This is a genomic window from Desulfuribacillus stibiiarsenatis (assembly GCF_001742305.1).
Classification (GTDB): Bacteria; Bacillota; Bacilli; order Desulfuribacillales; family Desulfuribacillaceae; genus Desulfuribacillus_A; species Desulfuribacillus_A stibiiarsenatis.
On the sequence record NZ_MJAT01000033.1, the window covers coordinates 151,129 to 165,454 of the forward strand.

The 14,326-nt window shown below is 37.9% G+C and carries 14 protein-coding genes; 3 read left to right on the top strand and 11 right to left on the bottom strand.

Features of this window, described 5'->3' with window-relative positions; all coding sequences use genetic code 11:
- Window positions 1-13: 13 nt before the first annotated feature.
- Window positions 14-202, bottom strand: coding sequence for a helix-turn-helix domain-containing protein (locus BHU72_RS10030; RefSeq protein WP_069702498.1), 189 nt, complete (start codon window positions 200-202; stop codon window positions 14-16).
- An 832-nt stretch (window positions 203-1,034) separates the two neighbouring features.
- Between BHU72_RS10030 and BHU72_RS10035 the strand changes: the two genes are divergently transcribed.
- Entirely contained in the window at window positions 1,035-2,159 is a 1,125-nt protein-coding gene (locus BHU72_RS10035) for a hypothetical protein (protein ID WP_069702499.1), read from the top strand.
- 1,280 nt (window positions 2,160-3,439) lie between these two features.
- Window positions 3,440-4,600 (top strand): hypothetical protein, encoded by a 1,161-nt coding sequence (locus BHU72_RS10045; RefSeq protein ID WP_069702501.1) that lies wholly within the window; start codon window positions 3,440-3,442, stop codon window positions 4,598-4,600.
- 73 nt (window positions 4,601-4,673) lie between these two features.
- Here the strand turns inward: BHU72_RS10045 and rlmD are convergent, their stop codons facing one another.
- From rlmD to gatC, 9 genes are all read right to left on the bottom strand, one after another.
- Window positions 4,674-6,125: a 23S rRNA (uracil(1939)-C(5))-methyltransferase RlmD gene (gene rlmD, locus BHU72_RS10050; RefSeq protein WP_069702502.1), complete on the bottom strand. Its 1,452-nt coding sequence runs from the start codon at window positions 6,123-6,125 to the stop codon at window positions 4,674-4,676.
- Between the two features lie 130 nt (window positions 6,126-6,255).
- Window positions 6,256-6,909, bottom strand: coding sequence for a 4Fe-4S binding protein (locus BHU72_RS10055; protein ID WP_069702503.1), 654 nt, complete (start codon window positions 6,907-6,909; stop codon window positions 6,256-6,258).
- Window positions 6,910-7,011: 102 nt separating this feature from the next.
- Window positions 7,012-7,245 (bottom strand): hypothetical protein, encoded by a 234-nt coding sequence (locus BHU72_RS10060; protein WP_069702504.1) that lies wholly within the window; start codon window positions 7,243-7,245, stop codon window positions 7,012-7,014.
- On the bottom strand, window positions 7,233-8,207 hold the full coding sequence (locus tag BHU72_RS10065; protein ID WP_069702505.1) for a hypothetical protein: 975 nt from the start codon (window positions 8,205-8,207) through the stop codon (window positions 7,233-7,235). Before BHU72_RS10065 ends, BHU72_RS10060 begins: the two co-directional genes overlap by 13 nt.
- A gap of 134 nt (window positions 8,208-8,341) precedes the next feature.
- Window positions 8,342-8,665 (bottom strand): YbjQ family protein, encoded by a 324-nt coding sequence (locus BHU72_RS10070; protein ID WP_069702506.1) that lies wholly within the window; start codon window positions 8,663-8,665, stop codon window positions 8,342-8,344.
- Window positions 8,646-8,861, bottom strand: coding sequence for a hypothetical protein (locus tag BHU72_RS10075; RefSeq protein ID WP_069702507.1), 216 nt, complete (start codon window positions 8,859-8,861; stop codon window positions 8,646-8,648). Before BHU72_RS10075 ends, BHU72_RS10070 begins: the two co-directional genes overlap by 20 nt.
- A 184-nt stretch (window positions 8,862-9,045) precedes the next feature.
- Complete coding sequence (gene gatB, locus BHU72_RS10080) at window positions 9,046-10,491, bottom strand: Asp-tRNA(Asn)/Glu-tRNA(Gln) amidotransferase subunit GatB (protein WP_436796456.1); 1,446 nt, start codon at window positions 10,489-10,491, stop codon at window positions 9,046-9,048.
- 3 nt (window positions 10,492-10,494) lie between these two features.
- Window positions 10,495-11,961 carry an Asp-tRNA(Asn)/Glu-tRNA(Gln) amidotransferase subunit GatA gene (gatA, locus tag BHU72_RS10085; protein WP_069702508.1) on the bottom strand — a complete coding sequence of 489 codons (1,467 nt, stop codon included), beginning with the start codon at window positions 11,959-11,961 and terminating at the stop codon, window positions 10,495-10,497.
- Window positions 11,962-11,977: 16 nt separating this feature from the next.
- A complete protein-coding gene (gene gatC / locus BHU72_RS10090; protein WP_069702509.1) occupies window positions 11,978-12,265 on the bottom strand; it encodes an Asp-tRNA(Asn)/Glu-tRNA(Gln) amidotransferase subunit GatC in 288 nt (95 codons plus the stop codon).
- Between the two features lie 345 nt (window positions 12,266-12,610).
- Here gatC and fdxA point away from each other — a divergent pair, with 345 nt between their 5' ends.
- Window positions 12,611-12,781 carry a 4Fe-4S ferredoxin gene (fdxA, locus tag BHU72_RS10095; RefSeq protein ID WP_069702510.1) on the top strand — a complete coding sequence of 57 codons (171 nt, stop codon included), beginning with the start codon at window positions 12,611-12,613 and terminating at the stop codon, window positions 12,779-12,781.
- A gap of 51 nt (window positions 12,782-12,832) precedes the next feature.
- Here the strand turns inward: fdxA and BHU72_RS10100 are convergent, their stop codons facing one another.
- A complete protein-coding gene (locus BHU72_RS10100) occupies window positions 12,833-14,314 on the bottom strand; it encodes an alkaline phosphatase family protein (RefSeq protein WP_069702511.1) in 1,482 nt (493 codons plus the stop codon).
- Window positions 14,315-14,326: the final 12 nt, after the last annotated feature.

Sequence of the window (14,326 nt, forward strand, 5' to 3'; positions counted from 1 at the left end):
TTCCTTCCAAAACTTATTCTATCGCGCTTTTTCCACTCTTAATCCATTCATCAACTTCTGAAAGTTTAAACTTCCACTGCCGACCAATTTTATGAGCAGGGATATCAGTTTTTTTTATCCAATTTCGGATTGTATCTTTTGTAACCCCTAAATATTCTGAAATTTCCTCAAGGTTTGACCATTTTTCATTCATCTCATTCATTTCATTCACCTCGGACATCAAACTGGTGATAATTATTAACAAACTATTATAACATAAAAGTCTATGAATATAAATCTTTTAATATAAAAGCGCATTATTAAATATAAATAGATGGTAATAGATAATAATAAGCACTGATAGATATTGTTTATATTAAATAATTATTATTTCAATTCCATCTATCATATCGAACCCATATGGTTAGGACATTTGTTATTTATTACATCCATCCTATCTCCGCACCCTACAACCACTCCTTCAGTCGATATGTTTCTCCAATTAATAAAAACAAGGATTTCCAAGGCTAAGAGCACCCACCGCGCGACCGGCAGAATGTTTCCCAATCTCGAAAACCCTTTATTTATCAGTGTTTTGTATAGCCCTATTTCTCTACCCTTGACATCAAGGCAACACACTCAACATGTGTGCTGTGTGTAGTAAAGCTTAATAACTTCTCACATTCTTGCTCATAATTCTTTCGTTATTTTTTGAGCCATTAAACTATTGTTCCATCCTATTCATTCTGTCCCCTTTGACTATTTCTAATAGTTTTAAATCGATAATATCACCAGTCCTTAATCAAATATTAGGAGGTTCCAGCATCAAAGCTGTTGGTATCATAGGATAGGATTATACAACGATATATTAAATTATATATTTTTTCAATAAATTTCCTTATTCGACGAATTATTACAAACATCGACAAAGGGTTTTTAAAGCCATTGTCGAAGAATACAATAAAATTAGTTGTTACTAATATGAAATTGTTCTTTACTTGGATTGGATGGAAATATTAAATATTTAAATATTCTACATTTGAGGAGAGAAGATTATGAATTATGTTAAAAAGAAAGAGTTAATTCAACTATTAGACAGAGTTAGCGAAATAGATAAAATAGTATTCGAAACGGTTAACGGTGAAGAATATGCAGCTAGTAATGAAGATATTTTAGTAGAAGGATTAAGGGAGCCGTTTCAAAAACTTATTCCAAAAACAACTTGGACAAAATATGATTATGCAATTAAGTACGGCCAACTAACACTGTTGGGTATCCAAAAAGATGCCGATGGACAATCTCAGTTAATTATCGGTATAGATGAAGAAGAAACAACATTCATTACAACGACAGAGGCATTATTCCAATTATTCGAACGAATACACATGGGGAACTACTCTTCTTTTCTTATGGAATCTGATGAGAATTTCGATTTGTTAAATTATAACTTTAAATATTGGTTTAAAGGAAAATTAGCGGACACAGATGTGCTACTTAGAACAGTTATTGAAAAAGGGCAACCCATAGCTAGATGTTTTGCTTCCCAGCGATATCAACAAATAGATAATCACATACTAATGTATTGCACTGTTTGGGCACTAGATACATTAAAGTTTAATTTCAAACTTACCTCACAGAAAGTAATGCATTCAAGCATGAAATTAAGTTTTGAATCAGATAAAATATTTGATATAGATGGCATCGGTAAGTTATCATATGGGTTTTCAGTTATTAACTCAGAATCTAAATCGCATTCTGTAGAACTTCTACCAACTTGTAATATCCAAAATGTAGACGGTACTAGAGTCAGTATTATTCTTGATAGAACAATTAAAATTCGCCACTTAGGTAATAGTATAGAGCCAGTCATTAAAAAAATACTTGAGCTAAAACATTTACCCGAGCATGTAGAAAGAGCGATAGAAGTCATTATTTCAGTTAAAAATGAGAAAATAAATCCTTTTTTAGCTTATAAAATTCAACAATCACTGATTGATATAATCGGGAAAAAGGCTTTTAGTACATATATCGATAAATATACACAAGTCTCGTCAGAGAACACATATTCTCTATTAGAGTTTTTCGGCAGACTACACGAGATTCCTGTTCAGAATGAAGACAAGCAGATTCTAATCGAAAGCTTATATTGGTCAACTTTAAATTCTTTTTCAAAAAAATAGATTTTAGACTTACTTTACAAAGTGGATTTAAATAGCCTCTTTGCATTTTGTGTGTATTTTAAACAAAAGTACTATCAACACTAAACACTCCTGCCAAACGAAGAAACCAATCTTATAGTAACTATACAGCCAACAAATTACATAGTTATCTAATCAATTGTTTTTTATTCTACCTTTACTTACATATAGGTAATGTGCTACTTTACGTTATCGTAAAAACTTATCTTTTATCTATTCTAACAAGCGACACAGCACTCATCAGTAAACTGCAGCCAATCATCACTCACCTTCTTGGGCAATCCTAGCATGGGTGGAACATGTGAGGAGATGACAGGGAGTACATTGTTATTGGAATGACATTTGCTCTATATCAATCGGAAGACACAGAATTGTATTATTTTGTAACATTAGTTATCAATAATAATGTGAACAGTTATTTTTAGAAAAAGGTGATAAAATGACTACAACTGTTGATCTTATTGAAAGGGGTTACTTCCCTCAGGAGTTACCACCCCTTTTTCAACTAATTTACAGCCAAAATTACCGATGCTACAGCCTACAAGCAATTGTAGAGTTAAAAGAAGCAGATATATTTCTTATGACATACCTAGACTTAAGCTCCAAAGACGTCATCTATCTATTCCTTATTCCATTACACCACATAAAACTATGTGAAGCAATCGAGGCTAATTGAACAAACATACAGACACATTATGCCAAATCACAAATATCAATAAGCACTCCTGTTGTTTCGACTACACGTGCAGTCACACCAAATAGAGGTTTTGAAGACGTGGTTTTTGAAAGAATTCTTCGCTCGTCTAGTAGCAGGGTATTACTTAGAACTGATATATCTCGTTATTACTCGACAATCTACACCCATAGTATACCCTTGGCGGTTCATACAAAGGCCTTTTGCTAAAAGAAATAGGCAAAATTCGCACTACGGTAATCTGTTAGACGAATGTATGCGTAATTGCCAAAGATGGGCAAACAATAGGAATTCCAATCGACCCTGATACCTTTTTAATAGTATCAGCAATCATAGGCTCAGAAATTAATTTCCTTTTTTCAACAATGTGTAAGGCAAGTAAGGGGTTTAGATTCGTAGATGATTACTATTTATATTTCGAATCAATGTCTGATGCTGAACAAGCTTGCTCAGCCCTGCATAAAACTAAACTAGAGTTGATAACCTTTCTCTTATCAGTATTAATTATGGAGAAATTCAGAATAATAGTATAAATAAGTTAAGACTGCTTTAAAGGGGGCAAACTTTTATGGAGCATGGGAGATATGGATTAACATTAACTAGAACAGTTAATGAAGTATTCGACCCTTGGGAACTTTCTAACTTTATTAATAATTTCGGAAACGAATACTATAAATTAGACCTGTTAAGAACTATCTCGAAAGAGTTACAACATGGAATATCGCCTAGAAACCTTTTAATTTTAAATAATCCTATTAAAAGAAAATACTTCAACTTTGAGTATGTTGATTTGACAAAAGATAATCAGTTTTTTGCGTTTCAATCAATTGGATATCCTATAACTTTATACCCTAATAAGACGATATTAAAAATATCAATACTGATTAGATTGTATAAGAGATTGAATGCAATACTTACACGTAATATCTCTACCAGTATACTATTTCGAGCCTCCAAATTAATAGGTGATTCTTTTACTGATGCTCTTGACGAATTAACATCTGCGGCAATTAGAAATTTACCAAAGACTGCTACTGGAACATTAAAGAATAATATTTCGAATCAAAAGAAGGAATTGGAAAGTGAATTTAACGAATACCTTAAATACGAACATGACATAGATGATTACATTACTATTTTGGATAAAAATAAAAATGACAATGTCACTTCGTTAGAAAAGTTTCCTTTATACTTTAATAGTTTTTTTGAAGCTTTTAATAAAATTCAGAAGCCATTAATTGGAGTTTATTTAGAGGAAGAAAATAAAGTTAAAATTCTCTGCTCCGACCATTTGAAAAAAAGAAAAGAAACGTTACCTGAACTCGACTTTAAGAGCTTCGGACATAACAGCCCTTCTTTCTTTGATGTATTACCTAATGTGGCTCAAGTGGGAAAAACTATTTATGACGCAACCCAAGAGCAAAAAGTAAGGAACGAACAAATTAAAACAGAGCAACTTACTCAAGAATATATAGTTGAAAAAATTGAAACCGAAAAAGTTAAAAGAAAGTTTCTTGAAGAACACATAAAAAATCTGCAACAAAAGAATTCAACTCAAAGCAATAAAATAGGTACAATCGATCAAGAAATTATTAATATTCCTGCTACCCAAATTAAGATTCAAGCTTTTGACGCATACAATCAGCAAGCGAAAAGCCTGAACGACTTACTAAGAAAAAACAAACTTATTGTAAGTAAGTACGAAAATAGAGTTGATCAAAAAGCATAGTTCCAAAAGAATTATAAAGAGAAAAAGAGGGGTTCGCAGCCCCTCTTTGCTATTTCGCCAATACATCTCCGATTTAGTTGTCCTTCCGCACCAACAGTGAGCAACACTCAACATGACTAGTATGCGGGAACATATCAACTGGCTGGACTTCCTTCGCTTCATACCCACCTTGCACTAGAATCTGTAAATCCCTCGCTAGCGTACTCGGATTGCAGGATACATAGACAACCCTTTCTGGTTTCATTGCTATAATCGTATCTAATAGCTCTTGCTCACAGCCTTTTCTTGGTGGGTCGACTACAATTACTTCTGGTAAACTGTTACACTCGTGACCCCGTTCATCTTTATCTGTATCGTTGCTATCACTATTACCTAACTTCTTATACAACTGCGGAATCCATTCCTCTGCCTTAGCGACGGCAAACTCTACATTATCAACCCCGTTAATCTCAGCATTGTACCGCGCATCCTCTATCGCTTCGGGAACAATCTCTACACCATAAACCATCTTTGCCTTTTTCGCTAGAAATAACGTTATCGTCCCAATACCACAATACGCATCGATAACCGTTTCCTCACCCGTCAATTCAGCATACTCTAGTGCCTTTGCGTACAAAACTTCTGTTTGCACAGGATTCACTTGATAGAAAGATCTGGCTGATATACCGAATCGAATATCTCCTATGTAATCAAAAATCTTATCTTCCCCGTATAACACTCTAGTTTCATCACCAAATATGACATTGGTCTTCTCTTTATTCACATTCAAGCAGATACTCTTAATGTTCTGCGACAAGCTCGCAATCTCTTGTACCAATTGCCCTTGATTTGGCAGTGACTTGCCGTTGATTACGAGGACAATCATCACTTCATCTGTCTTAAATGCCGTGCGAATGACCACATGACGCAATAAGCCTTTGTGTGTAGATTCGTCATACGCTGTAATCCCATGCTTTTCGGCAAGCTTTCGTACTTCTACGACCAATTCATCATTATAGGAATGCTGAATATTGCATGCGTCCATTGGAATAATCTCATGACTTCGAATTGCATAGAATCCACTGACAAGTCCTGCTTCATTATCGATTGCCGCTCCAATCGGAACTTGCGCCTTGTTACGATAATTCCATGGGTTGTCCATGCCAATCGTCGGATGCACCGTCACATCGGTTAACTTACCAATCCTTTGCAGGTTATCGATTACAATCTGACGTTTGAATGCAAGTTGCGCCTGGTAGTCCATATGCTGTAACTGACACCCACCACAACGCTTCGCAATCGTACAAGCAGGCGTTACCCTATTTCCTTCACTGGTTGAGATGATATCCATCAGCTTCGCAACGGCAAACGTCTTCTTCACGAAAATAATCTTTGCTTCCACTGTTTCCCCAGGGAGCGCCTCAGGAACAAACACGGTAAAATCATTATATTTGCCAATCCCCTGACCTTCATGTCCAAGGGCATGGATAGTAATTTCAATGATTTGATTCTTAGCAACGGGAATTACTTGGTTCCTCTTATTCATTTCGTTCTCCAATCCATCACAAGCGCAAACCTTTGCTGTGATAGTTTTCCTGTGATAGTTTTCTTTGATACATTATATCGAATCTTCCTTAAGAATGAAAACGAAAGAAACGAAAGACAAAAAAAGTGCCCTATCGGACACTTAGATACTCTTGCAACGCTTCGATTCCCGTTCTCTTAATTAAGTCACCAAAGCGTTCGTGCTTAAGCGAGTACTCTTTGAAGTAGGTAATAATCTGCCTTACGATATCCTCTACTTCTTCTCCCTTAACAAAAGGCACAGCTTCTACTGCTAGCTGAGGGTGGCGACCAAGCTTACCTCCGACTAGAATACGATATCCAGTATCAAGATTCTCAATGGCACTTGTTGGACATACTCGAACACACTCGTCGCATCCAACGCAATGGTCTTGATTGATGACAATTTTCTGATCGATAAAGTCAATAGCATCCTCTTTGCAAACATTCAAACAACGCATACAAGATATACACTGATCTAAATTCACTTCCACAATTGACCTAGCCATAATCGCTAAATCATTAATTTGCGGTTTCGAGCAACCATTCGGACAACCAGAGAAAACGATATCAAACACGTGATGATTCGCAATACGTTCTCCAAACTTGTGACGAATGATTTCATCTAATTTCATTTCCTCTACAACCCTAGCGATTGATTCTGCCACCAGTGATGTATCCACTACAGCCTTTGGACAACCCTGTATGGCTTTACATTGAGAAACTGCAAACCCTATGCGATTGTTAGTAGGATTCTGGCTGTTCATGGTACCGCTCCTTACTCGTATCAATAATTCTCATTTTACCACGGTACTTACTGGGATTTCAGTGGCAAATACCACAATAATTGTTACAATAATGTTAAATTTCTACCACTTCTTATGTTCGTAACGTTCTAGAAATCGCATCAGTTGCTCTCGTAGAGTCTGTACGCGGATTTTCTCCACCGCTAGGTCCTCTATCCCTTGTAAATCCAATGTATCGAATTTAGCAAGTACTTCTGTTTCAAATTGTTCTTCGCGATGCTCTAATTTCTTTATAACATTTCGCAGTCTATGGTAACGGTTTTCTAGGCCTTTTTCCTGCTTAATTATTTTTTCCATTTTTCGATTAACTGAATTAATTCTTGTTGAAATTCTAAGTTCGCTTTTTTCTCCTCCATCAATTTATGTATTTCCTCTAGGTTGTTCTCGTGAAAAAATTCCAGTACTTCATTGGACATCTTATCATTCCGCTCTTTCAGGATTTCTACCCCTGCGGCTACTTGTTTAATTACTTCGGCAAATACTTCATTGACTTCATTGTTGTGGTTCATGTTGTGTTCCCCCTCATAATTCACTATAGTCTCTAGTTCTTGTTTAAGTACATCTTCTTGTCTATTTTCATTTTCATTATTTTCTTCATTATTTTCTTCATTGTTATCAGTATGCTCATTATTATTTTCACTGTTTTCATTATTTACATGCTCATGTAGGACGACCTTGCCATTCTCAAACACTTCAAATCGTAGATCTACCTCAGGAATCCAAAGCTTCTTCGGATGACCCTTCTCCTGAATTTGCGACGCCATGATTTGATAAATATAATTTGAGCTTGTTTCTAACCGCTGTTCTTGAATTAGGTACTGATAAATTTCATCGTTGGCAATTTCCCATTCTGCTAGTAACCAGCGATCCATATCATATATTTGAACAAAACGAACATCCTCGTCCATATGTAATTGACGTTCTATTTGGGCGATTGGTGTCTTTGTTTTTTTGGATACCTGTTTAATAATCTTATCTAGCGATTGCGGCTTCCCTATTTGCAGCAAAAATTCATAGGCAATATTATTCATCTGCAATGAAAACTGTTTCAGTCTTATCACATCTTGTTCCATGATAAATGGTGTACTGCTTTCTAGTAAAACAGCATCTACTAAATCTCTAGCGCCCATATAATATACAGAGTGGAAATAATCATCATATGGTTCGAGCAGTTGATATAATTCCGATTTGCTAACTTCTTTTTCTTGCACCATGAGGAACCTTTTTAAAAAACTCAATGGCGTGTAAACTGGTTGCAAAAGTATCTCCCCCTTGAAGCTTGTTGGCACCTTCTTAACATATTACTTGGATTCAAGTCATTTGACAAGGATAATTCGGTACTAAAAAACGGCTTTTATCAAAGGATTATTCCTTGAACAAAGCCGTTACTTGATTAAACTTCATCTTCTACAACGAGCGCCGTACCATAGACGAGTATTTCTGCTGCCCCTTGCGCAATTTGTGCGTTCATAAAGCGCAGATTCACAATAGCATTCGCACCACGGGCCTCAGCTTCTGCGACCATACGCTGCACAGCACGTTTACGAGCGTCATCCATGAGATTAGTATACTCTTTAATTTCGCCACCTACAATGTTTCTTAAGCCTGCAATGATATCCTGCCCAATGTGTCGCGCTTGAATCGTACTGCCCTTCACATAACCAATTGTACGAACAATTTTCTTCCCTGGAATTGTCTCAGTATTGACTAGAATCATCTGTACCTTCCTTTCGTCGTTCCTTCATTCTCTCAATGAGTAGACTACCTAAAATTACTACAACTCCTACTGCACCAACAATTATGTAAATCCCTGGATTCTTGTAATCACCAAAAAACGTGGCAATACTGCTACCAATCACCCCAAGAAATCCAAATGCAATTAACAACATACCCAGACAATGTATAGGATTCAAAAATCATCACCGCCCATAACATTATTTACTATTATATCATTAATTATGAGCATTTATGAAAATTAAGGAAAATTTAATTTAATCGTGTACAGAAAAACGCGAAAAAAAAAATACAAGCAAAAAATAAGAGAGCAGTCACCTGCTCTCTATCTACATAGCTATTTTACATAACTATTTTGCAAAACTATAGCTTCTTCAATTCTGTTATGATCAGTTCATTGACTAATTGAGGGTTTGCTTTTCCTTTGGTCTCTTTCATGACTTGCCCTACGAAGAATCCAACAGCACGCTCTTTACCATTCTTGAAATCTTCTACCGATTGTGGACTAGACTCGATTGCTTTTTTTACGATAGCAAGGATTGCACCTTCGTCGCTAATTTGCTCTAAGCCCTTTTCTTTTACAATCGTTTGTGGATCTTTGCCTGTTTCCAGAATTTCTTGGAAGACTGTCTTAGCTATCTTTGTGCTGATCGTACCAGCTTCAATTAAGCTCACCATCTTGCCTAGATTCGCTGGATCAAGGGTAAGATTCTTAAATTCAATATTGTTAGCGTTCATATAGCCAAGTAAGTCACCTTGCAGCCAGTTGGCAGCACTCTTGGCATCCTTACAATGCTCCATCGTCTTTTCGAAGAACTCTGCCAGCTCTCTTGATGAAGTGATAACACTTGCATCATAAGCAGATAGCCCATGTTCCGCCATATAACGTTCCTTACGTTTATCTGGAAGCTCAGGGATTGTTGCTTGAATCTGCGCAATCCACTCATCATCGATTTCTAGTTTTACTAGGTCTGGTTCAGGGAAATAGCGATAGTCATGGGCTTGCTCTTTGCTTCTCATCGAGATGGTTTTGCCTGCTGCATCATCCCAGCGGCGAGTCTCTTGAATGACCTTCTCACCTTCACGCAGAACCTGCGCTTGGCGTTTCTCTTCATACTCAAGGCCCTTCTGAACACCTTTAAAGCTATTCATGTTCTTCAGCTCAGCTTTTGTACCGAGTTCCTGTTGGCCTATAGGGCGCAAGCTGATATTCGCATCGCAACGAAGACTGCCCTCTTCCATCTTCACGTCTGATACATCTGTATACTGGATAATTGCCTTTAGCTTCTCCAAGTATAATCGTGCTTCTTCTGGAGAACGAAGATCAGGCTCTGATACGATTTCAATCAACGGTGTTCCTACACGGTTATAGTCTACTAAAGAGCTACTACCATCGGCCGAGTGGATTAGTTTACCTGCGTCTTCTTCTAAGTGAACACGGGTAATTCCAATGCGCTTTTTCTCGCCGTTTGGCAGATCAATATCAATATATCCATGCTCGCCGATTGGCTTATCGTATTGCGAAATCTGATACGCCTTTGGAAGATCTGGATAGAAATAGTTCTTACGGTCAAACTTACTCTGCTGGTTGATTCTGCAATTTAGCGCCAAAGATGCTTTGATTGCATATGTCACTGCTTGTTCATTAAGCACCGGCAGAACCCCTGGTTGTCCCAAACAAACTGGGCAAGTATGTGAATTCGGTGGAGCACCGAAGGCTGTTGAACAACCGCAAAAGATTTTCGTATTGGTGTGCATTTCTACGTGGACTTCTAATCCTATGACTGTTTCAAAGTTCAATTTCTCCACCTCCTAAAGAACTGGTCTTTGCTTATAGAACTGTGTTGCTTGCTCATAAGCATAAGACGCTTGTAATATCGTAGATTCAGCAAACGCTTTACCAATCAATTGTAATCCGACTGGTAGACCGTCAACAAACCCACATGGAATGCTAATCGCAGGTAAGCCTGCTAGGTTAATTGGAATCGTGCAAATATCATTTAAGTACATTGTCAGTGGATCCGCCGTTTTCTCACCAATTTTAAATGCTGTCGTTGGTGCCGTTGGTCCGACAATTAGGTCATACTTCTCAAATACTTTATCGAAGTCTTGCTTAATTAATGTTCTTACTTTCTGTGCTTTTAAATAGTACGCATCGTAGTAACCAGAGCTTAAGGCATATGTACCTACCATGATTCTACGCTTTACCTCTTCACCGAAGCCTTGGCTACGGGTTTTCTTATACATATCTAGTAAATCCTTCGCACCATCAGCACGAATTCCGTATTTCACACCATCATAACGAGCTAGATTAGAAGACGCCTCTGCAGGAGCTATCAGATAATAGCTTGCTAGGGCGTACTCTGTATGCGGAAGGGACACTTCTTCAATTTCCGCACCAAGGGCTGCTAATTGGTCAATTGCCTTCTGAATTACTGCGCGTACCTGAGGGTCAATTCCTTCCCCCATGTATTCTTTAGCAACAGCGATCTTTAGTCCCTTAATATCACCTGTTAATGCGTCTCTATAGTTAGGCACAGTAACATCAGCAGAAGTAGAATCTTGCTCATCATACCCTGCAATCGCTTGTAGTACATCTGCGGTATCCTCTACGTTTCTTGTTAAAGGACCGATTTGGTCTAGAGAAGATGCATAAGCTACGAGTCCAAAGCGTGACACAAGTCCATACGTAGGCTTTAACCCTACTACGCCACAATAAGCTGCTGGTTGACGAATCGATCCACCTGTATCAGATCCTAAAGCGAATACAACCTGTCCTGCAGCAACGCTTGCCGCCGAACCACCGCTAGAACCTCCCGGCACATAATCGAGATTCCATGGATTTCTCGTAATCTGGTAAGCAGAATTCTCTGTTGAGCTGCCCATTGCGAACTCGTCCATATTTAACTTACCCATAGGAACTGCACCTGCTGCATGTAAACGTTTCATTACCGTTGCACTATATGGCGGAATGTATCCTTCTAAGATTCTACTACCACAAGTTGTCGGCATCCCCATTGTGCAGATATTATCTTTAATCCCTGCAGGGATACCTGCCAGAATTGGAAGATCTTCCGCATCTTCTAGTTCCGTAATCTCTTGCTCTATTTGCTGTGCTCTTTTCGGAGCTTTCTCTTGATTTAATGCTAGAAATGCCTGTACTTTATTATCTGTTGCCTCGATGCGCCCAAATGATTCTTGCACAAGTTCTGAAACCTTTATTTCTTTATTTTTAAGTAAACTATGTATCTGACTAATGCTATTTTCTAAAATTGACACAAGCTTGTCCCTCCTACTACTCTATGATTGGCGGTACTTTAAAGTGTCCGTCCTCGTTACTTGGCGCATTACGAAGTGCCTCTTCTCTAGGTAAAGAAGGAACTACTTCATCTTTTCGCATAACATTCTTTATATCTAGTACGTGACTTGTTGGTTCCACATCGTCAGTAGAAAGCTCATTAATCTTCTCTGCTAAATGTAAGATAGAATTCAACTGCCCCGTAAATTTCTCCTGCTCTTGCTCAGAAAGCTGTAATCTTGCCAGATTTGCTACGTGTTCTACCTCTTTGATCGTAATACTCAAAGATTCCACCTCCTAAAGGATACGCTCATATGTATGAAAACTTAAAATCATTGAATTATTATATCATATAGCTGATTTTAAAGACAAATATTAGATTTTGTCGTTGACGATGATTATCAATAATGATATTATAATAACTTTTTAGAAAAATTTTTTTGAAATTTTCTTCACAATGTTCGTGAAGATTTGAATAATCCCCCGTAACCTCTGATATCATAGTAACCATCCAAAATCCGTCTGTGAATCTCGACTAAATTGCTAGCGATTGACAAGACTTTTTTTATCCGTTATATTTTAGACAAGTTTACTACACTTTAGAGAAAAAATTTGAGGAGGAACTTACATATGGCATATTTAATTAGTGAAGATTGCATTAACTGCGGAGCTTGCGTAGATAGCTGCCCTGTAGACGCTATTTCTGAAGGCGCATCAATCCACGAGATCAAAGCTGATGTTTGCATCGATTGCGGAGCTTGCAACGACGTTTGCCCAGTAGACGCTCCAAACCCTGCATAATTGAAATTTGCACAGTAAAGCACTGTTTCTTAGGAAACAGTGCTTTTTTACTTAGTGGATTAAATCTAGAATAAACTTTTTTAAATCTACAATCCGTGGATATTTCGGCTTCTTATCCGTTCCGCCAATAATAATCGGAATTTCAGAATCTTGGCGATGAAGAGATCCATGGCTACCGCCACCATTATGGTTCGCGCTCCCTTGGGATTGGAACTCATAGCCCGGCTTCGCTGTTACGACAAGTACGTCTTGTGTACGTTGTCCGAAAAACGCGGCTTGTAATCTCTTGAGGGCATCAGGGTAGTCGTCGTAGTCGATACGATTATCTTTCACATGTAGGTCTAATACCTGATAATCTCCTGAGATGTTCCACGTTTGATTATACGGATCTGTATAATCTCCTGTTTCACTATACACAAGTTTTAAGTCTTTCTTCTTATTAGAGTCGTGATCTCTTTTCTCTACGGTGATTTGTTGGTTGTTACGATGGGCAACAAAGTCAATGCGCGAATCTGCTAATAGAGCTTCCATGATTTTGTCCTTTTTCATTCGGAAGAAATATAAGTAGGTCAACCGCTCATTATTACAAATCACTACATCCATCGTAGCTGAATCAATGGGCTTGCGCAGGTTATGGATTGTTAAATCGCTAAGGATTTCTGGCAGCGGGATTTGCCCTATTCCCTCTTTCACATCTGTCTGTCCATGATCGCTGAGAATAATCCAAATCGTCTCTTCCATGGCCTTTTCTGGGCCGCCTAAAGCGTCTAACAGCTGCCCAATTTTCTTGTCGATTTTCTGAATCGAATCAATGGCAAATTTCGTCCCTTTTTTATGTACCGCTTGGTCTAAATCCGGGAAGTACATCATCGTGAAGTCTGGCAGTTGCTTCTGTCTTACGATTTCTTGAAATACTTCAATCGTATATTCGTCATTTAAGCCATATCGCTTAAATACTGATGATGGTGCATTAATATCGTATGGTTTGTTGAGTTCTCCCTTGACTAGCTTACCCACCGTTAGTATATTAGGGCCTTTTACCTTTTTATTATTCAATTGAAATTTCGTCATGAGGTTTAATAGAAACGGCATCTTCATTGTGTGTTCTGACTTGCCGCGATATACGCCGAAATTTATGTTACCTGTGGTTAACCCTCTCTTTTCTAAATCTTCATAAATTGTCGTTACTTTCTTGCTTAAATGCTTGCTATGCAAGTCATGAATTACGTCTTGTAAGACCTGCTTGAACCCTAGACGCCAGGTAATGCCAAAGCTACTTCCATAGTCGACAATACGGTTCTCTTTGGGGTTATACCACATAAGGCCTGGCACATGGTGCTCATCGGGGTAACAACCTGTGATGATAGACGAATCAACAACGCACGACATGGTCGGCAATAATGTGACTCCTCGTTTAATAAAAGTTCCCGTTTCTGCAATGGCAGACATATTTGGCACTTCGCCACGTTCCATCGCTTTCTCTAATGGCCCTGGCAATAGTGAGTCTACAAGTAAAAGGATAACTTTTTTCATATGTGCCTCCTT

Coding starts and splice junctions, on each gene's coding strand:
- BHU72_RS10030 (WP_069702498.1), bottom strand. CDS start 202: ATGAATGAGATGAATGAAAAATGGTCAAACCTTGAGGAAATTTCAGAA.
- BHU72_RS10035 (WP_069702499.1), top strand. CDS start 1,035: ATGAATTATGTTAAAAAGAAAGAGTTAATTCAACTATTAGACAGAGTT.
- BHU72_RS10045 (WP_069702501.1), top strand. CDS start 3,440: ATGGAGCATGGGAGATATGGATTAACATTAACTAGAACAGTTAATGAA.
- rlmD (WP_069702502.1), bottom strand. CDS start 6,125: ATGAATAAGAGGAACCAAGTAATTCCCGTTGCTAAGAATCAAATCATT.
- BHU72_RS10055 (WP_069702503.1), bottom strand. CDS start 6,909: ATGAACAGCCAGAATCCTACTAACAATCGCATAGGGTTTGCAGTTTCT.
- BHU72_RS10060 (WP_069702504.1), bottom strand. CDS start 7,245: ATGGAAAAAATAATTAAGCAGGAAAAAGGCCTAGAAAACCGTTACCAT.
- BHU72_RS10070 (WP_069702506.1), bottom strand. CDS start 8,665: ATGATTCTAGTCAATACTGAGACAATTCCAGGGAAGAAAATTGTTCGT.
- fdxA (WP_069702510.1), top strand. CDS start 12,611: ATGGCATATTTAATTAGTGAAGATTGCATTAACTGCGGAGCTTGCGTA.
- BHU72_RS10100 (WP_069702511.1), bottom strand. CDS start 14,314: ATGAAAAAAGTTATCCTTTTACTTGTAGACTCACTATTGCCAGGGCCA.